Raw genomic sequence first — 22960 nt, 5'->3', positions numbered from 1 at the left:
CGTCCGGCGTTCACCACGCGGGCCCGGTGTTCACTGCCCCGGCCCGGGTCATTCGCCTTCCAGGTCGCCCTCGGTCTCCAGGAAGACCTGCCGCAGCTCCGCCAGCAGCGCCGGGTCCGGCTCCGCCCACAGGCCGCGCTCGGCGGCCTCCAGCAGACGCTCCGAAATGCCGTGCAGGGCCCACGGGTTGGCCTCGGCGAAGAACTCGCGGTTGACCGGGTCGAGGACGTACTCCTCGGTGAGCTTCTCGTACATCCAGTCAGCGACCACGCCGGTGGTGGCGTCGTAGCCGAACAGGTAGTCCACCGTCGCGGCCATCTCGAACGCGCCCTTGTAGCCGTGCCGGCGCATCGCCTCCAGCCAGCGCGGGTTCACCACCCGCGCCCGGAACACCCGGGCCGCCTCCTCGGTGAGGGTGCGGGTGCGCACCGTCTCCGGGCGGGTCGAGTCGCCGATGTACGCCGCCGGGCTGCTGCCCGTCAGCGCGCGCACGGTGGCCACCATGCCGCCGTGGTACTGGAAGTAGTCGTCGGAGTCGGCGATGTCGTGCTCGCGGGTGTCGGTGTTCTTCGCCGCCACCGTGATCCGGCGGTAAGCGCTTTCCATCTCCTCCCGGGCCGGGCGCCCGTCCAGCCCCCGCCCGTACGCGTAACCGCCCCACACCGTGTACACCTCGGCCAGGTCAGCGTCCGTGCGCCAGTCCCGGCTGTCGATCAGCTGCAGCAGACCCGCGCCGTAGGTGCCCGGACGCGAGCCGAACACCCGGACGGTGGCCCGGCGTTCGTCACCGTGCTCGGCCAGGTCCGCCTGCACGTGCGCCCGGACGAAGTTCTGCTCGGCGGGCTCCTCCTGGCCGGCCGCCAGCCGCACCGCGTCGTCCAACAGCGCCACCACGTGCGGGAACGCGTCGCGGAAGAACCCCGAAATACGCAGCGTCACATCGATCCGGGGACGGCCCAACTCGGCGAGCGGAATCGCCTCCAGACCCGTCACCCGGCGCGAGGCGTCGTCCCACACCGGGCGGACGCCGAGCAGCGCCAGCGCCTCGGCGATGTCGTCACCGGCCGTGCGCATCGCCGAGGTGCCCCACAGCGAAAGGCCCACCGACGGCGGGAACTGCCCGTCGTTGTCGGCCCGGTAGCGTTCGATCAGGGAGGCGGAAAGCGCTTGCCCGGTCTCCCAGGCGAGCCGGCTCGGCACCGCCTTCGGGTCCACCGAGTAGAAGTTCCGCCCCGTCGGCAGCACATTGACCAGCCCGCGCAACGGCGACCCCGACGGCCCCGCCGGAACGAACCCGCCCTGCAGCGCGTGCAGCACCGCGTCCAACTCGTCCGTGGTCGCGGCGAGTCGGGGCACCAGCTGCGCCGCCGCGAACGCCAGCACCTCGGAGACCGCCGGCGGCAGGCCTGCCGCGACCTTCGCGACGGCCGCCGGGTTCCAGTCCTCCGCCTCCATCGCCTCCACCAGCGCCCGCGCCTGCGCCTCGGCCGCGTCCGTCGCCCCCAGCGTCAGCGCCGCCTCGTCCAGACCCAGCGCCTCGCGCAGACCCGGCAGCGCACGCACGCCGCCCCAGATCTGCCGCGCCCGCAGGATCGCCAGCACGATGTTGACCCGGTCCGTACCGCGCGGAGCCTGGCCGAGCACGTGCAGACCGTCACGGATCTGCGCGTCCTTCACCTCGCACAGCCAACCGTCCACGTGCAGCAGGAAGTCGTCGAAGCCGTCGTCCTCCGGCCGCTCCGCCAACCCCAGGTCGTGGTCCAGCTTCGCGGCCTGGATCAACGTCCAGATCTGCGCCCGGATCGCCGGCAGCTTCGCCGGGTCCATCGCCGCGATGTTCGAATGCTCGTCCAGCAGTTGCTCAAGACGCGCGATGTCACCGTACGAATCGGCCCGCGCCATCGGCGGCACCAGATGATCGACCAGCGTCGCGTGCGCCCGGCGCTTCGCCTGCGTACCCTCACCCGGATCGTTCACCAGGAACGGGTACACGAGCGGCAGATCGCCGAGGGCGGCGTCCGGACCGCACTCCGCCGACAGTGCCGCCGTCTTGCCCGGCAACCACTCCAGATTGCCGTGCTTGCCCAGGTGCACCACCGCGTGCGCACCGAACCCGCCGTCCTGCTGCGCCGCCGCGATCCAGCGGTACGCCGCCAAGTAGTGGTGGCTCGGCGGCAGGTCCGGGTCGTGGTAGATCGCCACCGGGTTCTCGCCGAACCCGCGCGGCGGCTGGATCAGCACCAGCAGATTGCCCGACCGGAGACCGGCCAGCACGATGTCGCCGTCCGGGTTCTGCGACCGGTCGACATACAGCTCGCCCGGCGCCGGACCCCAGTGCTCCTCCACCTGCTCGCGCAGCGCCGCCGGGAGCGTGGCGTACCAGCGCCGGTAGTCGGCGGCCGGGATGCGCACCGGGTTGCGGGACAGCTGGTCCTCCGTCAGCCACGCCTGGTCGTAGCCGCCCGCCTCGATCAGCGCGTGGATCAGCGCGTCGCCGTCGTGGCCGTGCCCGGTCCCGGTGTCCAGACCCGGCAGGCTGTCGCCCAGGTCCATGCCCTCCGCGCGCAGCCGCTCCAGCAGCCGGATCGCCGAGGCCGGGGTGTCCAGGCCGACCGCGTTGCCGACCCGCGCATGCTTGGTCGGATAAGCGGACAGAACGAGCGCGAGGCGCCGCTCGGACGCCGGAGTGTGCCGCAGCCGCGCATGCCGCACCGCGATCCCGGCGACCCGCGACGCACGCTCCGGGTCCGCTGCGTACACCGTAAGCCCGTCCTCGTCGACCTCCTTGAACGAGAACGGAACAGTGATCAGCCGACCGTCGAACTCCGGCACCGCCACCTGCGTCGCCGTGTCCAACGGAGACAGCCCGTCGTCACTGCCCGCCCACTGCGCCCGCGACCAGGTCAGGCACAGCGCCTGCAGGATCGGCCGGTCCAACGCCGCCAACTCCCCGGCGTCCCAAGCCTCTTCGTCCCCGCCCGCCTGCGCGTCGGCCGGCCGGGTGCCGCCCGCCGCCAGCACCGTCGTCACGATCACGTCGGCCGCGCCCAGCTCCGCCAGCAGCTCCGGCTCCGCACCGCGCAGCGACGCGCAGAAGTACGCGCGGGCCTGCGCACCCTCGTCCTCGATCGCCCGGCAGAGCGTCTCCACGAACGCCGTGTTGCCGCTCATGTGGTGCGCCCGGTAGTACAGCACCGCGACGGAAGGGCCCTCCGAGGTGCGGGCGGTGCGCTCCAGCGGACCCCAGGACGGGGCCGAGGCCGGCGGCGCGAACCCGTGACCCGTCAGCAGCACCGTGTCCGACAGGAACGCACCCAGCTCCGCCAGGTTCTCCGGACCACCGTGCGCCAAGTACGCGTGCGCCTCCGCCGCGATGCCCGCCGGCACCGTCGACAACTCCATCAACTGCGCGTCTGGCGCCTGCTCACCCGTCAGCACCACCACCGGACGCGGCCCCGCGAGCAGCACGTCCAGCCCCTCCTGCCAGGCCCGACGCCCACCCAGCAGACGCACCACCACCAGCTCCACACCCTCCAGCAGGGCAGGCAGCTCGGCGGGATCCAGGCGCGCCGGATTGCCCCAACGGAACCGCACCGGCCCGCTCGACGCCCGGGCACTCAGCAGGTCCGTGTCCGACGTGGACAGCAACAGGATCATGCGAAAGCCCTCCCGGGCATCTCGAACAGCGGGGACAACCCGGTCAACCCGGTCAACCCGGTGGTGGGAGCACAGGTGCGGTCGAGGACGCGGAACGGCCCGGCGGGCGGCGCGATGGACAGCCCGGTGGACGTCGCAACGGACGGCCCGGGGGACGTCGCAACGGACGACGGCCCGGTGGATGCCCCGGTGGATGCCCCGATGGGGACAGAGCCCACAGGCACCCGCCGGGATGCGGGCATGCGGCAGCGCATGGCACGGACCTTCCTCGGGGTCCTCGCCCCGGGCAGTGGAGGACGGCCGGAGTTCCTGGCTCCCACGGCTCACTGAGCCGCGGTCACAGTGGCGGGACCGCACCGGATTCTCACCGGACTTCCTCCGCTGTGCCGTCGCTGGCAGCGGACACCCCGAGAGGTGCCCGCCCAGCATCGTACGGGTTGATGGCCCATCGGCGGGAGTGTGACCTGCGACGCCCCACCGGTTCCGCCCCCGGGAACCCGCGCTGAACTGGGGATTTGACCCTGGCGCGGAACCTTCGGGCGAGCTCCGGGGGACGGTTGGGGCTGCCACTCGGGTGGTGGCCGGGCTGCTGGTCGGGGCGGTGGTCGGGGCGGTGGCGCGAATCGCGGCCATGGGTATGCTCGCCGCCATGCCACCCACACCCGACGCCCTTGCGGCACCCTTCGTCGGGCCCGACCGAGGCCGCGCCGACGCCTGCCCCGGCGCGCTCCGCCTGCACCCCGCCGAGGACGGCCAACTCGCACGACTCCGCCTCCCCGGCGGCTACTTGACGTACCATCAGCTACTCGCCCTGGCCGACGCGGCCGACGCGCTGGGCGACGGCGAAGTCGAGATCACCTCCCGCGGCAACCTCCAGCTGCGCGGCCTGCGCGAACAGTGCGCCACCGACCTCGCCGAACGGCTCCGCTCCGTCGGCCTGTTGCCCTCCGACACCCACGAACGCGTCCGCAACATCGCCGCCTCCCCGCTCGCCGGCCTCGACGGCCGCGGCGCCCCGGGCGTCGATCTCCCGTACTGGGTGCGAGAGTTGGACGCCGCCCTGTGCGCCGCACCCTGGGCCGCCCGACTCTCCGGCAAGTTCCTGTTCGCCCTCGACGACGGCCGCGGCGACACCGCCGCCCTCGACGCCGATGTGACCTTGATCGCAATTGGCGACGGCCGCGCCCTGCTGCGCCTCGGCCGCGCCGACCACGCCTCCACCGTCGACCACCCCGTCCCCGCCGCCCTCGACGCCGCCCGCCACTTCCTCGACCTGGCCGCCGGCCGTGCCTGGCACCTGCGCGAAGTGCAGTCCGAACTGCCCGCCGGCGACGTGCCGCTGCCGCGATTCACGGGGGAGCGACCGGTGCTGGGTGCGATCCCCGGCGGTGGCGGTGGCGGTGGCGGTGGGGGCGGGGTGGTCGACGGTGGCGGTGGTGGCGGTCGCGGTGGCGGGGTGTCGGTCGGGCTGCGGTTCGGCCGTGCGACCAGTGGGCAGTGGCGACTGCTGGCGGACGCGCTGGCGTCGGCGGGGGAGGGGTGCGGCGGCGGCGCGAGCGTGCGGCTCACGCCTTGGCGGGGCGTCGTGGTGCCCGGAGCCGGTGCCGACTGGTTGCCACGCCTCGCCGACGCGGGCTTCCGGGTAGAGTCCGGCGGCCCCTGGGAGGGCGTCAGCGCCTGCACCGGTCTGCCCGGTTGCGGGAAAGCGCTTGCCGACGTTCGCGCGCAGGCCGTGCGCGCGATAGCCGCCGTTCCTGCTGTGGGGCTGCCCGTTCACTGGTCCGGGTGCGAACGGCGCTGCGGACACCCGGCCGGTCGCTGGGTCGACGTGCTGGCCACCGCGACCGGATACCGGGTCGCCGTGGACGGGCGGGCCCGCGAGGTCGGTCGGGGTGCGGGGGGTGACGGCGCCGAGATTGTCCGTGCGGGTATCGGGTCCGGTGGGAGGGGGGGTGCGGGGGGTGGCGCCGAGGAGAACATCTACGCGGAGATAATCCGCGCAGGGATCAACTCGGCGGGCTGCAACACCGGCGACAAAAACAGCACCAAAAACGACAGAACCGGGCAGAACGGCATCGGGTGCAACGGCACCGGGCGCAACGGCGCCGAGAACCACAGCGCCGAGAACGACAGCACCGAGCGCAACAGCGCCGAGCGCAACGGCGCCGAGAACCGCAGCGCCGAGAACGACAGCGCCGAGAACGACAGCACCGAGAACCACAGCACCGAGCGCAACAGCACCGAGAACGACATCGCCGAGGCAGTCGCCGAGGCGCGCAATGCCGAATGGCGGAGGACCGAATGATCGACTACGAGAAGGACGGCGCATCCATCTACCGCCAGTCCTTCGCCACCATCCGCGCCGAGGCCGACCTCGCCGCGCTGCCTGCCGATGTGGCCCAGGTCGCGGTGCGGATGATTCATGCCTGCGGCATGACCGACCTGGTCGAGGACCTGCTGTGGTCGCCGAACGTGGTCGCCGACGCCAGGCGTGCCCTGCATGCCGGGGCGCCGATCCTCTGCGACGTCAACATGGTTGCCAGTGGCGTGACCCGCAAGCGGCTGCCCGCCGACAACGAGGTGATCTGCACCCTCACCGACCCGTCGGTGCCCGAACTCGCCCGCGCCATGGGCACCACCCGCAGTGCCGCCGCGATGGAACTCTGGCTGCCCCGGTTGGAGGGCGCCGTGGTTGCCGTCGGCAACGCGCCGACCTCGCTGTTCCGGCTGCTGGAGCTGATCGAGGCCGGCGCGCCCCGGCCCGCCGCCGTGATCGGCGTCCCGGTCGGCTTCATCGGCGCCGCCGAGTCCAAGCAGGCCCTGGCCGAACACCCGGCCGCACTGGAACACCTGGTGGTCCGGGGCCGCCGGGGCGGCAGCGCGATCGCCGCTGCCGCGATCAACGCGATTGCGAGCGAACAGGAATGACTGAGCGTCAGGAAATCGACGGGGTCGGGCAGTCGGCGGCCGGGGCGTCGGCGGCCGGGCGGCTGTACGGCGTCGGCGTCGGGCCGGGTGATCCGTCGCTGATCACGGTGCGCGCCGCCGAACTCATCGGCCGGGCCGACGTCATCGCCTACCACTGTGCGCGGCACGGACGTTCGCACGCCCGGGCCATCGCGGAGCGCTATCTGACGGGTGGTCAGATAGAAGAGCAGCTGATGTACCCCGTCACCGTGGAGACCACCGACCACCCCGGCGGGTACCGGGGCGCGTTGGACGACTTCTACCAGGAGGCGTCCGACCGGCTCGCCGCGCACCTCGACGCCGGGCGGATGGTGGTCGTCCTCGCCGAGGGCGACCCGCTGTTCTACGGTTCCTACCAGCACATGCACAAGCGCCTCGCGCACCGCTACCCCACCGAGGTGGTGCCGGGCGTCACCTCCATCAGTGCTGCCGCCGCTCGCCTCGGCACCCCGCTGGTGGAGGCCGAAGAGGTCCTGACGGTCATCCCGGGCACCCTGCCGGAGGAGGAGTTGACGGCGCGCCTCGCCGGCACCGACTCGGCCGTCATCATGAAACTCGGCCGTACCTTCCCCGCCGTGCGCCGCGCCCTGGAGCGGGCCGGGCGGCTGGACGAGGCGCGGTATGTCGAGCGCGCCACCATGGAAGGTGAGCGCACCGGTCGGCTCGCCGAGATCGAGGCCGACAGCGTGCCGTACTTCTCGGTCGCCGTCCTGCCCAGCCGGGTCGCCGCGCTCGACTCCGACGGCAAGCCCTTCGAGGCGCTGGCGGTAGAGGGAGGGGAACTCCCCGACGGCGAACCGGCGTTGGGTGAGGTCGTGGTGGTCGGGACCGGCCCGGCGGGGCCGCTGTGGCTGACGCCCGAGGCGCGTGGGGCGCTCGCCAACGCGACGGACCTGGTCGGCTACACCACGTACCTGGACCGGGTGCCGGTCCGGGCGGGGCAGGTGCGGCACGGGTCCGACAACAAGGTCGAGGGTGTGCGGGCCGAATTCGCCCTGGAGTTGGCGCGTCGCGGCCGCCGGGTCGCGGTCGTCTCGTCGGGCGACCCGGGCGTGTTCGCGATGGCCACCGCCGTGCTGGAGGCCGCCTGCCAGGACCCGTACCGGGACGTCGCCGTGCGGGTGCTGCCCGGGATGACGGCCGCGCACGCCGCCGCGTCCCGTGCCGGTGCGCCGCTCGGCCACGACTACGCGGTGATCTCGCTCTCCGACCGGCTCAAGCCCTGGGAGGTGATCGCCCGCCGGCTGCGTGCCGCGGCCGAGGCCGACCTGGTGCTCGCGCTGTACAACCCCGGGTCCAAGTCCCGTACCACGCAGGTGGGTTCGGCGCGTGATCTGCTGTTGGAGTACCGCGACCCGGCGACGCCGGTGGTGATGGCCCGGGACGTGGGTGGCCCCACCGAGCGGGTGCGCACCGTCGCGCTGGCCGAACTCGACCCCGCCGAGGTCGACATGCGCACCCTGCTGCTGATCGGCTCCACCCAGACGCAGTGGGTGCAGCGCGGCGGCGACCGTGAAGTGGTGTGGACGCCGCGCCGCTACCCGGAGGACTAATTCACCAGCTCGCGCAGCCAGTTGACCGCCCCGGCGACGTCCGGGGCGGTCCGCACGCCCTGTGGGGCGGCCGGGCGCTGGACGACGACCACCGGCAGGCCGCGTTCGCGGGCGGCGGTCAGCTTGGGGGCGGTTGCGGCGCTGCCGCTGTCCTTGGTGACCAGCACGTCGATGCGGTGCGTCCGCAGCAGCTCGCGTTCGCCGTCGAGGGTGAACGGCCCGCGTTCCAGCAGGACTTCGACGGACGCGGGCATCGGGGGCGCCGGCGGTTCGACCGAACGGGCCAGGAACCAGAGGGTGTTGAGGTGCGCGAACGCGGCGATGCCCTGCCGGCCGGTGGTCAGGAAGACCCGGGAGCCGAGTGCGGGCAGGGCGTCGGCCGCGGCGGCCAGGTTGGGCACGGGGTGCCAGTGGTCGCCGTCCTGCGGCAGCCAGCTGGGGCGGCGCAGCGCCAGCAGCGGGGTGCCGGTATCGGCGGCTGCCAGGGCCGCGTTGCGGCTCATGGTCTCGGCGAACGGGTGGGTGGCGTCGATCAGCGCGGCCACCCGGTGGGTGCGCAGCCATACGGCGAGGCCGGCCGGGCCACCGAAGCCACCGATCCGCACCTCCCCGGCGGGCAGCCGCGGTTGGGCCACCCGTCCGGCCAGCGAGCTGGTCACCCGCAGGGCCGGGTCGGCGGCCAGCACGTCCGCCAGCCGGCGGGCCTCGCTGGTGCCGCCGAGGATCAGGACGTGCATGGCGGACTCCAGGGGCCGGCGCGATACGGACACAACCAGCCTAGCCGGGGCCGCCCGCGCCGCCCGCGCCGCCCGAGCGGGAACCCGTCGGAGCCCGGTGGGTGGCGCGGGGGCGGCGCGGGGCGGTGTCAGTCGGTGACGACGGCCTGGGCGTCGATCTCCACCAGCATCGGCTCCTGCGGGAGTTCGACGAAGATGGTGGTGCGGCACGGCTTGACGCCGCCCGGCTTGATGTTCTCGTCGATGAACTCGGCGTAGACCTCGTTCATCAGCGGGAAGTCGGCGCGCTTGGTGAGGTAGACGCGGAACATCACGACGTCCTCGATGGTCGCGCCGCCGGCCTCGACGATGGCCTTGACGTTCTCCAGGGTGCGGCGGGTCTGGGCCTTCACGTCACCGTGGTGCAGGTACTCGCCGGTGGCCGGGTCCTGCGGACCCTGGCCGGAGACCTGGAGGATCGGGCCCTTGCGGACGCCCTGCGAGAACATCCAGGCCGGGGCGGGCGCGCCGTCGGTGCGGATCTCGGTCTTGTCGCTCATGTGCGGTGCTCCAAAGAGAAGTTGACGGTGCGTCAGGAAAGGTTCCCGCGGGCGGGAAGGCCCGCGTCGGCGGAGATCGCCCGGGTACAGGCGAGCAGTTGGGGGAGCAGGTCGAGGACCTGCTCGTAGGGGAGGACGACGTCCGGTACGGAGATGGACGCGGCGGCGACCACCCGGCCGGAGACGTCCCGGATCGGCGCGGCCACGCAGTTGATGAACGCCTCGTGCTCGGCGTGGTCCTGCGCCCAGCCCTGCGCGGCGACCTGCTCCAGTTCGGCGAGCAGGGCGGGCCGGCTGGTGATGGTGTTGGGCGTGTGGACGGTGAACTCGATGGTGTCCACCACCCGGCGGCGTTCGACCGGCGGCAGGTCGGCCAGTAGCACCTTCGCCACCGCCGTGTTGTGCAGCGCGGCCCGCAGCCCGATCCGCGAGTACATCCGCACCGGGTGCCGCGAGTCGTACTTGTCGATGTAGACCACCTCGCCGCCCTCGTACGCGGCCAGGTGCACGGTCTGGCCGGTCGCGGCGTTCAGCTCCGCCAGGTGCGGTGCGGCGGTGCGCCGGATGCCGCGCTGCTCCAGCGCGAGGGTGGACAGCGCGAACAGGCCCGCGCCCAGGTGGTAGCGGTACTGGGCGTCGCGGTAGACGAACCGTTCCTCCTCCATGGTCTGCAGCAGCCGCAGCACGGTGGTCTTGTGCACACCGATCAGGTCGGCCAGCTGGTCCAGGGAGCGTTCGCCCTCGCCGAGTTCGGCGAGCAGGCGCAGGGCGCGGGTGACGGTCTGACTCATGGGTGTCCCGATGTTCCGAGGGTTTCGAGGGCTTCGGGGAGGTTACGGGCTCCGGCGTCCGTCGCCGCTGTCGGGTCCGCGGCGAGCGCGGGGGAGACGATGCCGGACGCGCAGACGCGGGTCGCCGCCCAGTCCCGTTCGTCGGCGGCGAGCAGCGCGGCCACCGTGCGGGCGTCCGGGAGGGTGCCGTGGTCGGTGGGCGCGGTCAGCGCGCTGGCCGCCGCGAGGTGGCCGAGCCGCAGCCGGGAACGCTGGTCGAGCCCGCGCAGGGTCCCGGCGAGGTAGCCGGCCGCGAACGCGTCGCCCGCGCCGGTGGGTTCGACAACCTCGACGGCGAGCGCGGGTTCGGTGACCGAGCCGCCGTTCCGGTCGAGCGCGGTGACGAGGTGCCCGGCGTCCTTGACGACGAGCACGGAGGGAGAGGGAAAGCGCTTTCTCAGTGCGGCCGGATCGCCGGTGCCGAACGCGTCCTGGGCCTCGTCCGCGCCGAGCAGCAGCACATCGGCGGCGTCCAGCAGGGCGGGCAGCACCGACGGGTCGCGCCGGCGCCACAGCACGGGGCGCCAGTTGAGGTCGAAGGAGACCAGCCGGCCCGGACGGCGGCGGGCCAGCAGAGCGCGGACCAGTTCCAGGCAGTCGTCGGAGAGGGCGGGCGTGATGCCCGTCAGGTGCAGCAGCGGCGCCCGGTCCAGCAGCGCGGCGGCCGCCGGGTCGTCCAGCAGGGCGGGGGAGAGCGCGGACGCGGCCGAACCCGAGCGGTAGTAGTGCAGGCGGGAGCGGCCCGCGCCGAGGTCGTGCGGGAGGGCGGAGCCGCCGGTCTCCTTCAGGTACACGCCGGTCGGGCGGTGCGGGTCCACGGCGACGGCGGAGACGTCCACGCCCGCTGCCGCCAGGTCGCCGGTGAGGCGGCGGCCGAAACCGTCCGCGCCGACCCGGCTGATCCAGGCGGTCGGCACACCGAGCCCGGCGAGCGCCGCGGCGACATTGGACTCGGCGCCGCCCACCGAGGGCCGGAACGCGCCGACGGCCTCGAACGGTCCCGGCCGGTCGGGCAGCAGCGCCGCCATCGACTCACCCAGGCACACCGCCCGGGCGACCGCCGCCCCGCCGTCCTGATCCGCCATCAATCCCGCTCCCTCACCCTCGGGCCCACGCCCCCGCTCCCGCCAACAGCGGCCCGCGTGACCGGTACTCGGCGGTGAGCCCCGGTACTGCGTGCCTGGTGGGAGGGTGGACGGGCCGCGTCGCGGTCCGTTGACCGCCGTCCGGCGTGAATGCTAGAACCGTAACACCAACATGCGCAATAGAGGTTGCACATGTTGCAACATCCCAGCTCGTCGGCGGGCCGGGACCGGAACGGAGGCACAGCCATGAGCAACGCGGCGGCACACCAGCACACCGGACACCACTCCTTCGCGGACCCCGCCCACGGGCCCGGCATCGACACGGCCGCCGTCGCAGCCCTCGCCGACGAGACACTCGACTGGCGCTTCAAAGCCGTCCCCGCCGACGCCTCGGGCCGCACAGTCCGCGACTGGCTCGCCACCGGCCCCACCCTCGACACCCTCGGCACCCCGCTGCTCACCCTCGACGCCGCCGCGCTCGACCACAACCTGCGCACCATGGCCGCCTGGTGCCGTAACGCCGGCGTCCTGCTCGCCCCGCACGGCAAAACCACCATGGCCCCCGCCCTGTGGCAGGCCCAACTCGCCGCCGGCGCCCACGCCATCACCCTCGCCAACCTGCCCCAACTGCGCGTCGCCCGCGCCTTCGGCGTCCAGCGCCTGCTGCTCGCCAACACCCTGCTCGACCCCGCCGGCCTCGCCTGGCTCGCCGCCGAACTCGACCGCGACCCCGAGTTCGCCTTCACCTCCTGGGTCGACTCCGCCGACAGCGCCCGGCAGATGGACGCCGCCCTGCGCGCCGCCGGCGCGAAGCGCCCCGTCGAAGTCCTGGTCGAGCTCGGCGGCCCCGGCGGCCGCACCGGCGCCCGCGGCATCCCCGCCGCCCTCGACGTTGCCGCCGCCGTGCACGCCGCCCCCACCCTCCGACTGGCCGGCGTCGGCGGCTACGAAGGCGCCCTCGCCCACGACGCCTCCGACCGCGCCCTCGCCACCGTCCGCGACTACCTGCGCGACCTCGCCGAACTGCACCGCCGCCTCGCCCCCGGCTACCGCACCCCCACCCCCATCGTCACCGCCGGCGGCAGCGCCTACTTCGACACCGTCGCCCAGGAGTTGACCCCGCTCGCCGCCGAAATCCCCGGCACCCGCGTCATCGTCCGGGCCGGCGCCTACCTCGCCCACGACGACGGCTTCTACCGCGGCATCTCCCCGCTCGCCCGCACCACCGGAGCCACCCCCCTGCACTCCGCCATGCACGGCTGGGCCCGCGTCGTCTCCCACCCCGAACCCCAACTCGCCCTGCTGGACGCCGGAAAGCGCGACCTGCCGTTCGACGAAGGACTGCCCGAACCGCAACTCGTCCGAGGCGGCGGCGAGTTGAAGGGAGCCGAAGTCACCGCCCTCAACGACCAGCACACCTTCCTGCGCGGCGCCGGCGACGCCGCCCCGATCGGCGCCGTCCTCCGACTCGGCCTCTCCCACCCCTGCACCGCCTTCGACAAGTGGACCCTGATCCCCGTCCTCGACCACGCCGACGCCGAACACCCGCGCGTCGTCGACCTGGTGAGGACATACTTCTGATGCCCGAACTCCTGCTGCGCGGCGCCACCGTCATCGACGGCACCGGCGCCGACCGCTACCGCGCCGACGTCACCATCGCCTCCGACGGCGACATCGACGAGATAGGCCACGGCCTCACCGCCCGCCGCACCATCGACGCCGACGGCCTCGTCCTCGCCCCCGGATTCATCGACCTGCACGCCCACTCCGACCTGAGCCTGCTCGTCGAACCCGACCACCCCTCCCGCATCACCCAGGGCGTCACCCTCGACGTCCTCGGCCAGGACGGACTGTCCTACGCCCCCGCCGACGACACCACACTCGCCGCGCTGCGCCGCCAACTCGCAGGCTGGAACGGCGATCCCGACGGATTCGACTGGAACTGGCGCACCGTCGGCCAGTACCTCGACCGCCTCGACCGGTCCATCGGCGTCAACGCCTGCTACCTCGCCCCGCACGGCACCATCCGGATGCTCGCCATGGGTTGGGACAACCGGGCCCCCAGCGACGCCGAACTCGACCGGATGCGCGCCCTGTTGGACCAGGCGCTGGCGGACGGCGCGGTCGGCATGTCCACCGGCCTCACCTACACCCCCGGCATGTACGCCGACACCGCCGAACTCGTCGAACTGTGCCGGATCGTCGCCGCCCGCGGCGGCTACCACGCACCGCACCAACGCTCCTACGGCGCAGGCGCGTTGGAAGGCTACGCGGAGATGGTGGAGATCTCCCGGCGCAGCGGCTGCCCGCTGCACCTCACCCACGCCACCATGAACTTCGGCGTCAACGAGGGCCGCGCCGAGGAGTTCCTCGCCCTGGTCGACACCGCCCTCGCCGACGGAATCGACGTCACTCTCGACAGCTACCCCTACCTGCCGGGATCCACCACCCTGGCTGCCCTGCTGCCCAGTTGGGCCACCGAAGGCGGCCCCGAAGCCACCCTTTCCCGCCTCGCCGACCCCGCCGCGCGCGAACGCATCCGTGCCGACGTCGAGGAGCACGGCAGTGACGGCTGCCACGGCGTGGTCACCGACTGGGACACCATCCAGATCTCCGGCGTCCGGAACACCGCGCTCGCCGGCGTCGTCGGCCGGAAGGTCTCCGAACTCGCCGCCGAACAGGGACTCACCGGCACCGAGGTGTTCTTCGGGCTGCTGCTCGCCGACCAGTTGGGCACCACGATCCTCCAGCACGTCGGCCACGAGGAGAACGTCCGCGCCATCATGCGCCACCCCGCGCACACCGTCGGCAGCGACGGCCTGCTCGTCGGCGCCCGTCCGCACCCCCGCGCCTGGGGCACCTTCCCGCGCTACCTCGCCCACTACAGCCGGGACTTGGGCGTCCTGACGCTGGAAGAAGCGATCGCCCGGATGACCGGCCGCCCCGCCCGCCGCCTGCGCCTCGACCGGCGCGGACTGATCCGCCCCGGCCACCACGCGGACCTGGTCCTCTTCGACCCGGGGACCGTCCGCGACACCGCCACCTTCGACCATCCCCGCCGGCCCGCAGACGGCATCGCGCACGTCCTGGTCGGCGGCATTCCCGCCCTCACCGACGGCAAGCCGACCGGCGACCTGGCCGGGCGGGCGCTGCGGCGTGACGCGGACGGCCTTGTACGGGCGGTGAATTGACGATCCATCAGGCCAGTCGGATGTATCTCAGGAAACAGGAGTTGGGGAGTATGGGAACCGAAGTGACCGACCTGCGCGCGGCGTTGGCCGCACAGCCCGTGATAGCCGTGGTGCGGGCGCCGGTCATCCCGGACGCGGTCGCGCTGTGCGAAGCGCTCGCCGAAGGCGGCATCGCCTGGACCGAACTCACCTTCACCACACCGGACGTGGCCCGCCACGTCGCCGCCGCCGCGAAGGCCGGCTGCCGGATCGGCGTCGGCACCGTGCTCACCGCCGAGCAGGCCCGCGAAGGCATCGACGCCGGCGCGGGCTTCCTGGTCACCCCCGGCCTGCGGCCCGCCGTCGCCGCCGTCGCCCGCGACGCCGAAATCCCCGTCGTGATGGGCGCGCTGACCCCCAGCGAAGTCGCCGACGCGCTCGACCTCGGCGCCGCCGCCGTGAAGATCTTTCCCGCGAAGACCTTCGGCCCCGGCTACTTCAAGGACCTCCAGGGCCCGTACCCCGGCATCCCCCTGGTCGCCTCCGGCGGCGTCAACGCCACCAACGCCAGGGCCTTCCTCGACCACGGCGCCCTCGCCGTCTGCGCCGGCACCGACGTCGTCCCCCCGCAGACCGTTGCCGACGGCGACTGGGGCGAGATCACCCGCCGCGCGAAGGCGTTCATCGCCTCGCTCGGCTGAGAACGGCCGGGCCGGGCGCGGCGACGGAGGGGGCGGGGAAAGCGCTTACTCGCCGTCCCGCCGTCGCCTCCCCTGCCGTCCCGCCTCCCCTGCCGTCCCGCCGCCCCGCCGTCGCCCCCGGAGGGAGCGGGAAAGCGCTTACCGGCTGCGGGTGGTCGAGTACAGGTGGCTGTCGCGGAACTCCGTCGCGGCCAGGGTGTGGCCGACGATGATCACGGCGGTGCGGAGCACGCCTGCGGCCTTGACCTGGGTGGCGATGTCGCCGAGGGTGCCGCGCAGCATCAGCTCGTCGGGGCGGCTGGCCATGGCCACCACGGCGGCGGGGCAGTCCGGTCCGTAGTGGGGGAGGAGTTCGTCCACCACGCTGTCGACGTAGCGGGCCGCCAGGTGCAGGACCAGCAGGGCGCCGCTCCTGCCGAGGACGGACAGTTCCTCGCCGGGCGGCATCGGCGTAGCCTGCCGGGCCACCCGGGTCAGGATCACCGTCTGGCCGACCGTCGGGACCGTCAGCTCCCGCTTCAGGGCCGCCGCGGCCGCCGCGAACGCCGGGACGCCCGGCACCACCTCGTAGGGGATGTCCGCCGCGTCCAGGCGACGCATCTGCTCGGCCATCGCCGAGAACACCGACGGGTCGCCCGAGTGCAGCCGTGCCACGTCCTGGCCCTCGGCATGCGCGCGGACGATCTCCGCGATGATCTGGTCGAGGTCGAGGTTCGCGGTGTCCACCAGGCGCGCCCCCGGCGGGCAGTCGGCCAGCAGCTCCTGCGGGACGAGGCTCCCCGCGTACAGGCACACCCCGCACGCCGCCAGCGTCCGTTGCCCGCGCACCGTGATCAGATCGGCCGCACCCGGACCGGCACCGATGAAATAGACCGTCACTTCGCTGCTCCTCCGAGTTCCTCGGCCGCACCGGACATCCCGGCGCCGCCGCCCTTGACCACGCTCCACTGAGTGACCGGCATCGCCTGCCGCCACCCCGTGAACCCGCCCACCGGCACCGCGTGTGCGACGCTCAGCTTCACCAACTCCCCGCCGTGGCGCCGGTACCACTGAGTGAGCAGCGCCTCCGACTCCAGCGTCACCGTGTTCGCCACCAGCCGCCCACCCGGGCGCAGCGCCGACCAGCAGGACTCCAGCACGCCCGGCACGGTCAGCCCGCCGCCGATGAACACCGCGTCGGGGACGTCCAGTTCGGCCAGCGCAGCCGGCGCCGCGCCGTGCACCACCCGCAGCCGGGGTACGCCCAGGGACGCCGCGTTGCGGACGATCCGCTCCACCCGCACCGGGTCGCGCTCCACGCTCACGGCCCGGCAACTGCGGTGCGCCCGCAGCCATTCGATGCCGATCGAGCCCGAGCCGCCGCCGATGTCCCAGAGCAGTTCGCCCGGCGCCGGGCCGAGCGCCGCCAGCGTCGCCGCGCGGATATGACGCTTCGTCAACTGGCCGTCGGATTCGAAGAGTTCGTCGCGCAGGCCGGAAGTCAGCTGCTGGCGTGGCGAGTTCGGGTCGATAGCCGCGCAGTCGATCGCCAGCACGTTCAGCGGATCGCCCGGTGGCAGCGACCAGTCGTCCGCCAGGCCCTCGCGCACCGTCTCGGCCGGGCCACCGAGTTGCTCCAGCACCCGCATCCGGCTCGGGCCGAAGCCGCGTTCCGTCAGCAGCTTCGCCACCAGTGCGGGGGTCGAGGCGTTCGCGCTCAACACCAGTATTCGGCGGCCGGGGTAGAGCGCGGCGTGCAGCGTCTCGGGGGCGCGGCCGACCAGCGTCACCACCTCGGTCTCCTCGACCGGCCAGCCCAACCGGGCGCACGCCAGCGACACCGAGGACGGATGCGGCAGCACCCGCAGCGACTCGGCCGGGACGCCGCACTCGATCAGCGTCCGGCCGATCCCGTAGAACATCGGATCGCCGCTCGCCAGTACCACCAGCCGCCGCTCCGCGAAACGATTCAGCAGCCCCGGCACCGACGGCCGCAACGGCGACGGCCACGGCACGCGATCCGCTGTCACCTCGGCGGGCAGCAGCGCCAGCTGCCGGGCTCCGCCCAGGACCGCCTCCGCCGTGTGCAACGCCGCCCGGGCCGCCTCCGACAGCCCCGGCCAGCCGTCCGCACCGACCCCCACCACGGTGATCGCAGACACGCGCAAACTCCTCACAGCTCGGGGGACCGGCAGCCGCAGCCTACCGGCAGTAGACCGTCATACCCCCCACGAGCTGCGGAGATCCACCGTGCGACATTGGCCACACCGGAGCTCCCGGGCTCCCGGGTTCCCCGGCTCCCCCGCTCCCGGGTTCCCCGGCTCCCCCGCTCCCGGGCTCCCCGGCTCCCGGAGCCGCGCGGCGCGCGGTCAGTCGGGCGTGGACACCAGTTGGACGGTGGGCGGCGTGGACGTGGTCGGCACCGTGGGGGCGGTGGGGAAGGTGCGGTGGAGGAGCAGCAGGGCGAAGATCTCCTGCTCGATGCCCTCGGGGTGGCGGGAGCGCAGGGTCTGGGCCGGTTGAGGCGGGGTCAGGTGGTCGAGCGCCGTTCCGGTGCGGGACTGGTGGGTGTAGCGGGCGGCGAGGTCGGCGGCCGGGGCGGCGGCCGGATCGAGCAGGCTGGTGAGCAGGCGGTGCGGCGGGGCGCTGCGGCGGTCGGTGTCGAGGGTGTAGTCGATGACGCGGACCTGGGCGGGGCAGGCGTGTTCGCGAGCCGGTCCGGTCGGGTCGGCCGCGCCGGTCGGACCGGTCAGACGGGAGCCGTCGTCCAGGCGTGCGGCGAGCGGGAGTTGAAGGCTGCCGGGCACCTGCCAGAGCAGGTCGGCACCGCCTGCGCGGGCAGCGTGCCAGATCGCCGGATCGGTAGTGCCGCGGTCGGCGAGCACGAGCATGTCGCGGGTCAGCGTCGGGTAGATGGCTGCGGCGAGGGCGCGCTCGTGGGTCGAGAGCGGGCCGACGTCGGCGGTGAGTGTGGTGTGGGTCCCGCACTCGACCAGGGCGCTGACCCTGGCCTGCGGGTAGTTGACCGGCTCCGGGACGGCGGGCCGCGCGGGAGGACCGCCGGTGGTGCGGGGAGCGGTGGTGCGGACGGATTTCCGGACGGTGCTGCCGAGCGTCCGGCCGAAGTGTGCGGCGTTCGGCGGCGTGTCCGGGACGTCGAGGATCGTGCCGTCGAGGGCGACCAGCCGCTTGCCGCGATACCAGGCGTCGGCGATGGTCCGGCCGGCCGGCGGCGGGCAGGTCCGTTCGAACAGGCGGCGCAGCGGTTCCGGGCCGAGCCGCAGCCGGGCCCGGCCGATCGCGGCGGGGGTGGGCAACTGGCGGGTCCTCGGCCACCAGCGTTCCCGCTCCAGCTCGTTGACCAGCAGTTGGGCGACGTCCGGGTAGCCGAGGTCGGCGAACATCGCCATCGCCAGCACGAAGTAGACCACCACGCGGGCCGGCAGCAGGCGGCTGCGCTGCTCGACCCGTCCACAGTCGATCAGTACCTGGTCGACCAGTTCGGGCGGGAAGGCGCGCGTCAGTATCCCCAGCGCGGCACGCTCCGCAGGCCGGATGTCCATCGGTGCGTTGGTCTGCCTTGGCACTGGCACGACCCGTTCAACGAGCCGCCCACAGCGAAGTCACCGCGAACCCGGCCCGGGATGCCAGGCTCCGCAACGCGCGGCGGCCGGAGGTCTGTTGGCGGTGGTTCCGGGCCGGGCGGTGGTCGGACCCGGCGGAGGAGGCACCGCGCATCCTCACTGTCAGTCGAGGTCGTCGGCGGCGTAACGGATGGCGCTGATGGCGCGAGCCAGGAGGTGGCGCAGCTGGTCCCGTTCGGCGGCGGTGAACTCCTCGGACAGCGCCTCCTCGATGGCGCTGGCGCGGTCGTCGGCGAGTTCCAGCGCGGCGCGGCCGCGGTCGGTGAGACGGGTCGCCAGGATGTTGCGGTGCCAGCGGTGCGGGGCGCGTTCCACCAGGCGGCGTTCGGTGAGGTGCTTGAGCGTCATGGCCATCGCCTGCGGGGTGACCTGGCAGGCCCGGGCGAGCGCGGCGCCGCTGATGCCCGCGTTCTCGGCAAGCATGAACAGGGCCGCGTACTGCGGCACCGTCAGTCCGGCGGGTTCGACGGCGGTGCGTTTCGCGGCCAGCAGCTCCTGGACGGCGAGGTTCAGATCGATGCCGAGACGGTCACTGGCAGGCATTCCCATGCGGCGATGCTACAAGGGCTGGTCGACGTATAAGCGTTGACAGTCATCAACTGATTGATGATGATCGGGGTGTTGAGCATGCGGGGGAGCGGATGCTGTGCCGCTGCCGTTCCTCCCAGCATGTTGATTTGTCGATCTGTCAGCCCGGCTGACACCCGTGCCCCGGAGGGCCGCACACCGATGACCGACCTCTCCTTTCTCTCCGCCCCCGGTATGGCCGCCGGCTTCACCGCGGAGACCCGCCCACGCGCCCACGGTGCGGGCGTCGACCTGCACGAGTACGACCGGGTCACCGCGCCGCTGGAGTCGATGCTCCAGTGGCCCGACGTCTGCCGTGCGGCCGCACTCCGGCACCGCGCCGCTGCAGAACAGGCCGCCAAGGCCGGTCGCACCCGGACGGCCGGCGAGCGCCACCGCCTGGCCGCCCGCTGGTTCCACCTCGCGGCCCTGATGCCCGACCCGGACCGGGAGCGGGCGACGGAGGTCGCGAGGGAGGCGGACCGGTCGATGGAACAGTCGCTGGCCCTGCTCGAACCGCAGGCCCGCCGCCTGTCCGGCGACGGCTTCACCGGATGGCTGCGGACCCCGGCGGAGGCAGAGGGTAAGCGCTTTCCGGTCGCGGTGGTGATCCCCGGCATGGACTCCTCGAAGGAGGAGTTCCACGCCCTCGCGGACGCGCTGCTCCGGCGTGGCGTCGCCGTCCTGGCGATCGACGGACCCGGCCAGGGAGTCCTGGCCACCGAGACGCTGCTGGACGCGGAGGGCCACCGCCGCGCGGTCGTCCGTGCCCTGGACGCGCTCGCCGACGTCGCCGCGGCCGGCGAGGCGCCGATCGACCTCGGCCGGATCGCCGTGGTCGGCCTCAGCCTCGGCGGATACCTCGCCGCACGGGTCGCCGCCCACGACCGGCGGGTGCGCGCCGCCGCGCTGGTCAGCGGCCCGTACCGGCTGGACTGGGACGGACTCGTCCCGTTCGTCGCCGCCACCCTCGGCCAGCGGTGCGGCAACGCGGACGCCGCGCGCGCATTCGTCGACGGCCTGGACCTGGCCGCGCTCGCACCGCACCTGCGCTGTCCGTTGCTGCTGGTCGAGGGCGGGGAGGACCGGATCCCCGGCTTCACCAACGCCGAAGCGCTCACCGCGGACCTCCCGCACGCCGAGCTGCTGTACGTCCCGTACGGCAACCACCTGCTCGGCAACGCGCAGTCGGAGTGGCTGCCGGACACCGCCGACTGGCTGGCCGAGACGCTGCGGTCGGCATGACAGGTGCGGCGGAGCCTCCGCCCCGGCATCATCGACCGGATGGAGTCTCCGCTGCCCCTGCTCTACCTCGACGTCGACGGCCCACTGATCCCGTTCGGCGGCGACCCCGCCCGCCACCGCACCCACCTGACGGCGCGCCGGATCCGCGAACTGACCGGCGAGTCCAACCCCCTGCTGGCCCGCCTCGACCCCGCCGTCGGCCACCAACTCGCCGAACTGCCCTGCCACTTGATCTGGGCCACCACCTGGTTCGACGACGCCAACACCTGCATCGCCCCGCTGCTCGGCCTCCCCGCACTCCCCGTCCTGCCCGACCCGCCGCACACCACCCCCCGCCTCCCGCCCGGCGTCCACTGGAAGACCCCCGCACTCACCGCCCACGCCGCCGGAACCCCGTTCGCCTGGGTCGACGACGAGATCACCGAAGCCGACCGCGAGTGGGTCGCCCACCACCACCCCGGCCCGGCGCTGCTCCACCGCGTCAACCCCGAACTCGGCCTGACCGAACGGGATTTCACCATCCTCGAGGACTGGCTGCGCCACCCGGCCTGACGGCGGGCCTCAAGGTCGGTCGGGCGGGGCATCGGTCCCACGACCTGGGCCGATCCGAGGACGAGGCCTACGTCTTCAGTCCGTTATGCGGGCCTGGCGGTTCTGCGTACCGTCCCCAGCATGGATGTCACAGGGACGTTGGACGAGGCGCTCGAACGCCTGCACCGCTCGGGGCCCGAGCGGCTCGGGCGGCTGACCAATCACGCGCCGATGGCGGTGGAGGCCCTCGCCGCCCGCGGGCGGGCGGATGCGGTGCACGGTTGGCTCGACCGGTACGCCCGCATGCTGGAGGAGTTCCCGTCCGGGGTCGAGCGGGTCACGGCCGTCAACTGGCACGAGGCGCTGGGTGATCCGCGCCGTGCGGCCGACTGGATCGGCTTCTTCGAGCGCGAGGTCGCGGAACGTCCGTGGCGCGAGGTGCTCGGCGAGTGGTGGCCCCGCCTGCTGCCCGGGATCTACGGCGGCTCCACCCACCCCGTGATCCGGGTGGGCCACGCCGTGCGCACCCTGCTGTCCGGCGCGGTCACCGAACCCCGGCTGGCCGAGCTCGCCCACGGCCTCGGCTACTGGGCCGCCCGCCACCGGCCCGTCGCGGCTCTCACCCCGCTGCCCGGTGCCGACAGCGCGGCCGCCGCCCTCGGGCTGGTGCCGCGGATCGCCGTCCAGGACGGGGGCTTCCCGGCCCGGCTCGACCACGTCAGGGCCCTGCCGGTGTGGGCGGCCACGGCGATGGAACCGGCCGAGGCGCACCGCCGGCTCGTCGAACTGGTGCGGGCGGCAACCCACCGGTACGCCACCCACGGGCACGGGGAGGAGACGATGCTGGTCCACGCGGCCACGGCTCCCAACGCCGTCCTGCGCACCCTGCCCGCTCTGCCGCACGCCCTGTGGCCGTCGAGCCTGCGGGCCGCCTGGACGGCCTCGGCGGCCGTGACCGCGATGTACGCGCCGGCCGAGGCGGTCCGGTGCGTGCCGCTCGACGACCTCACCCCCGACGAGGTCGTCGAGCGGGCGCTGTCGCACGGCGACGAACACGTCATCAAGTTGACGGACACGGCCCTGGACGTGGGCGACGGGCCCGCGCTGGCGGCGGCGGTGCGCGCCATGGAGTTGACCGCTCCGATCGGATGATCGGACGGGCGGAGGGTCGGACGAGACGGAGTGGGAGGTCGGAACGGCCGGCTTCCCACTCCGGCGCAGCGTGCCTCAGCAGCGCGGCTCAGAGGACGAAGTAGCTCGTCCCGACGGCGTGCTTGGACATTCCGGGATCCACCTCCGCCGTCACCGGTCCCTGGCAGTTCGCGGCTGCGTGCACCAGCACGGCCGAGTTGGTGAAGTTCGTGATGGTCACCGGGGACGTGGTGCTGTAGCAGCCCCGCGCGGGGTTGTGGTGGGACACCCCGTTCACGATCAGCGTGCCCGTGGCGGCCTGGGCGGGGACGGCGAGGGCGAGCACGCCGGCGACGGCCAGCAGGCCGATTCCCGTGAGACGACGACGCATGACTGTTCTCCCTTCCGAGGGCGCCCGGCTGGGAGCGGGTGCCTCTTCGAACGGGGAATTCCCCGCACGGCCGGTTCGTCCCCGAACGGAACCGCCAATCGCTCGAATCGGCGAGCGTGCAAGGGTCCTGGGGGTGGTGGCCGACAGGCCGGACTCCCGGGGCTGCGCCACTGTCGGTCGGTGGCGCTAGCGTGCGCTGCCGTGGACGCTGCTGATCTTGATCGTTGTGCCGG

General features: G+C 73.4%; 19 protein-coding genes and 1 riboswitch. Of the genes, 9 read left to right on the top strand and 10 right to left on the bottom strand.

Annotated features, from left to right (window positions below):
- Positions 1–48: 48 nt before the first annotated feature.
- Positions 49–3657, bottom strand: a complete 3609-nt coding sequence (gene cobN / locus ACGFWJ_RS01735) for a cobaltochelatase subunit CobN (protein ID WP_392944164.1) — start codon at positions 3655–3657, stop codon at positions 49–51.
- Between the two features lie 286 nt (positions 3658–3943).
- Positions 3944–4082: riboswitch (cobalamin riboswitch) on the bottom strand.
- A gap of 224 nt (positions 4083–4306) precedes the next feature.
- Here cobN and ACGFWJ_RS01730 point away from each other — a divergent pair.
- The 3 genes from ACGFWJ_RS01730 to ACGFWJ_RS01720 are packed head-to-tail and all read left to right on the top strand — an operon-like array spanning position 4307 to position 8177.
- Complete coding sequence (locus tag ACGFWJ_RS01730) at positions 4307–5962, top strand: hypothetical protein (RefSeq protein WP_392944162.1); 1656 nt, start codon at positions 4307–4309, stop codon at positions 5960–5962.
- Positions 5959–6585, top strand: a complete 627-nt coding sequence (locus ACGFWJ_RS01725) for a precorrin-8X methylmutase (RefSeq protein ID WP_387634233.1) — start codon at positions 5959–5961, stop codon at positions 6583–6585. The genes ACGFWJ_RS01730 and ACGFWJ_RS01725 overlap by 4 nt, the downstream gene beginning before the upstream one ends.
- A complete protein-coding gene (locus ACGFWJ_RS01720; protein WP_392944160.1) occupies positions 6582–8177 on the top strand; it encodes a precorrin-2 C(20)-methyltransferase in 1596 nt (531 codons plus the stop codon). Before ACGFWJ_RS01725 ends, ACGFWJ_RS01720 begins: the two co-directional genes overlap by 4 nt.
- On the opposite strand, the gene ACGFWJ_RS01715 is transcribed toward ACGFWJ_RS01720, so the two are convergent.
- The 4 genes from ACGFWJ_RS01715 to ACGFWJ_RS01700 form a co-directional block, all read right to left on the bottom strand.
- A complete protein-coding gene (locus ACGFWJ_RS01715) occupies positions 8174–8914 on the bottom strand; it encodes a cobalt-precorrin-6A reductase (RefSeq protein ID WP_392944158.1) in 741 nt (246 codons plus the stop codon). The two genes, ACGFWJ_RS01720 and ACGFWJ_RS01715, sit on opposite strands and share 4 nt — an antisense overlap.
- Positions 8915–9042: 128 nt before the next feature.
- On the bottom strand, positions 9043–9453 hold the full coding sequence (locus tag ACGFWJ_RS01710) for a RidA family protein (RefSeq protein ID WP_387859882.1): 411 nt from the start codon (positions 9451–9453) through the stop codon (positions 9043–9045).
- Between the two features lie 32 nt (positions 9454–9485).
- Positions 9486–10244, bottom strand: a complete 759-nt coding sequence (locus ACGFWJ_RS01705) for an IclR family transcriptional regulator (RefSeq protein WP_392944155.1) — start codon at positions 10242–10244, stop codon at positions 9486–9488.
- A complete protein-coding gene (locus tag ACGFWJ_RS01700) occupies positions 10241–11368 on the bottom strand; it encodes a sugar kinase (RefSeq protein ID WP_392944153.1) in 1128 nt (375 codons plus the stop codon). Before ACGFWJ_RS01700 ends, ACGFWJ_RS01705 begins: the two co-directional genes overlap by 4 nt.
- Positions 11369–11614: 246 nt before the next feature.
- Between ACGFWJ_RS01700 and ACGFWJ_RS01695 the strand changes: the two genes are divergently transcribed.
- Genes ACGFWJ_RS01695 through ACGFWJ_RS01685 form a run of 3 tightly spaced genes read left to right on the top strand, consistent with a single transcriptional unit; the run spans position 11615 to position 15239 of the window.
- Positions 11615–12949: an alanine racemase gene (locus ACGFWJ_RS01695; RefSeq protein WP_392944151.1), complete on the top strand. Its 1335-nt coding sequence runs from the start codon at positions 11615–11617 to the stop codon at positions 12947–12949.
- A complete protein-coding gene (locus ACGFWJ_RS01690) occupies positions 12949–14559 on the top strand; it encodes an amidohydrolase family protein (protein ID WP_392944149.1) in 1611 nt (536 codons plus the stop codon). The genes ACGFWJ_RS01695 and ACGFWJ_RS01690 overlap by 1 nt, the downstream gene beginning before the upstream one ends.
- A 50-nt stretch (positions 14560–14609) precedes the next feature.
- The gene (locus ACGFWJ_RS01685) at positions 14610–15239 is read left to right on the top strand and encodes a bifunctional 4-hydroxy-2-oxoglutarate aldolase/2-dehydro-3-deoxy-phosphogluconate aldolase (RefSeq protein WP_392944147.1); all 630 of its coding nucleotides are present in this window, start codon (positions 14610–14612) and stop codon (positions 15237–15239) included.
- 138 nt (positions 15240–15377) lie between these two features.
- On the opposite strand, the gene cobM is transcribed toward ACGFWJ_RS01685, so the two are convergent.
- From cobM to ACGFWJ_RS01665, 4 genes are all read right to left on the bottom strand, one after another.
- Complete coding sequence (gene cobM / locus ACGFWJ_RS01680; RefSeq protein WP_392944145.1) at positions 15378–16118, bottom strand: precorrin-4 C(11)-methyltransferase; 741 nt, start codon at positions 16116–16118, stop codon at positions 15378–15380.
- Positions 16115–17380 (bottom strand): precorrin-6y C5,15-methyltransferase (decarboxylating) subunit CbiE, encoded by a 1266-nt coding sequence (gene cbiE, locus ACGFWJ_RS01675; protein ID WP_392944143.1) that lies wholly within the window; start codon positions 17378–17380, stop codon positions 16115–16117. The genes cobM and cbiE overlap by 4 nt, the downstream gene beginning before the upstream one ends.
- A 207-nt stretch (positions 17381–17587) precedes the next feature.
- Positions 17588–18781, bottom strand: coding sequence for an IS4 family transposase (locus ACGFWJ_RS01670; RefSeq protein WP_392944141.1), 1194 nt, complete (start codon positions 18779–18781; stop codon positions 17588–17590).
- A gap of 183 nt (positions 18782–18964) precedes the next feature.
- A complete protein-coding gene (locus tag ACGFWJ_RS01665; protein ID WP_387634200.1) occupies positions 18965–19411 on the bottom strand; it encodes a MarR family winged helix-turn-helix transcriptional regulator in 447 nt (148 codons plus the stop codon).
- 180 nt (positions 19412–19591) lie between these two features.
- On the opposite strand from ACGFWJ_RS01665, the gene ACGFWJ_RS01660 reads away from it, so the two are divergent.
- The 3 genes from ACGFWJ_RS01660 to ACGFWJ_RS01650 all read left to right on the top strand — a co-directional run bounded on the left by ACGFWJ_RS01660 (position 19592) and on the right by ACGFWJ_RS01650 (position 22357).
- The gene (locus tag ACGFWJ_RS01660; protein ID WP_392944139.1) at positions 19592–20674 is read left to right on the top strand and encodes an alpha/beta hydrolase family protein; all 1083 of its coding nucleotides are present in this window, start codon (positions 19592–19594) and stop codon (positions 20672–20674) included.
- A 39-nt stretch (positions 20675–20713) separates the two neighbouring features.
- Complete coding sequence (locus ACGFWJ_RS01655) at positions 20714–21226, top strand: HAD domain-containing protein (protein WP_392944137.1); 513 nt, start codon at positions 20714–20716, stop codon at positions 21224–21226.
- A gap of 120 nt (positions 21227–21346) precedes the next feature.
- A complete protein-coding gene (locus ACGFWJ_RS01650) occupies positions 21347–22357 on the top strand; it encodes a questin oxidase family protein (protein ID WP_392944135.1) in 1011 nt (336 codons plus the stop codon).
- An 88-nt stretch (positions 22358–22445) separates the two neighbouring features.
- On the opposite strand, the gene ACGFWJ_RS01645 is transcribed toward ACGFWJ_RS01650, so the two are convergent.
- Positions 22446–22727, bottom strand: coding sequence for a hypothetical protein (locus ACGFWJ_RS01645; RefSeq protein ID WP_392944133.1), 282 nt, complete (start codon positions 22725–22727; stop codon positions 22446–22448).
- Positions 22728–22960: the final 233 nt, after the last annotated feature.

The sequence above is a fragment of the Kitasatospora sp. NPDC048407 genome (genome assembly GCF_043200475.1).
Lineage (GTDB): Bacteria > Actinomycetota > Actinomycetes > Streptomycetales > Streptomycetaceae > Kitasatospora.
Note: the sequence above shows the minus strand (reverse complement) of the source record. Positions and strands in the feature narration are given on the sequence as shown.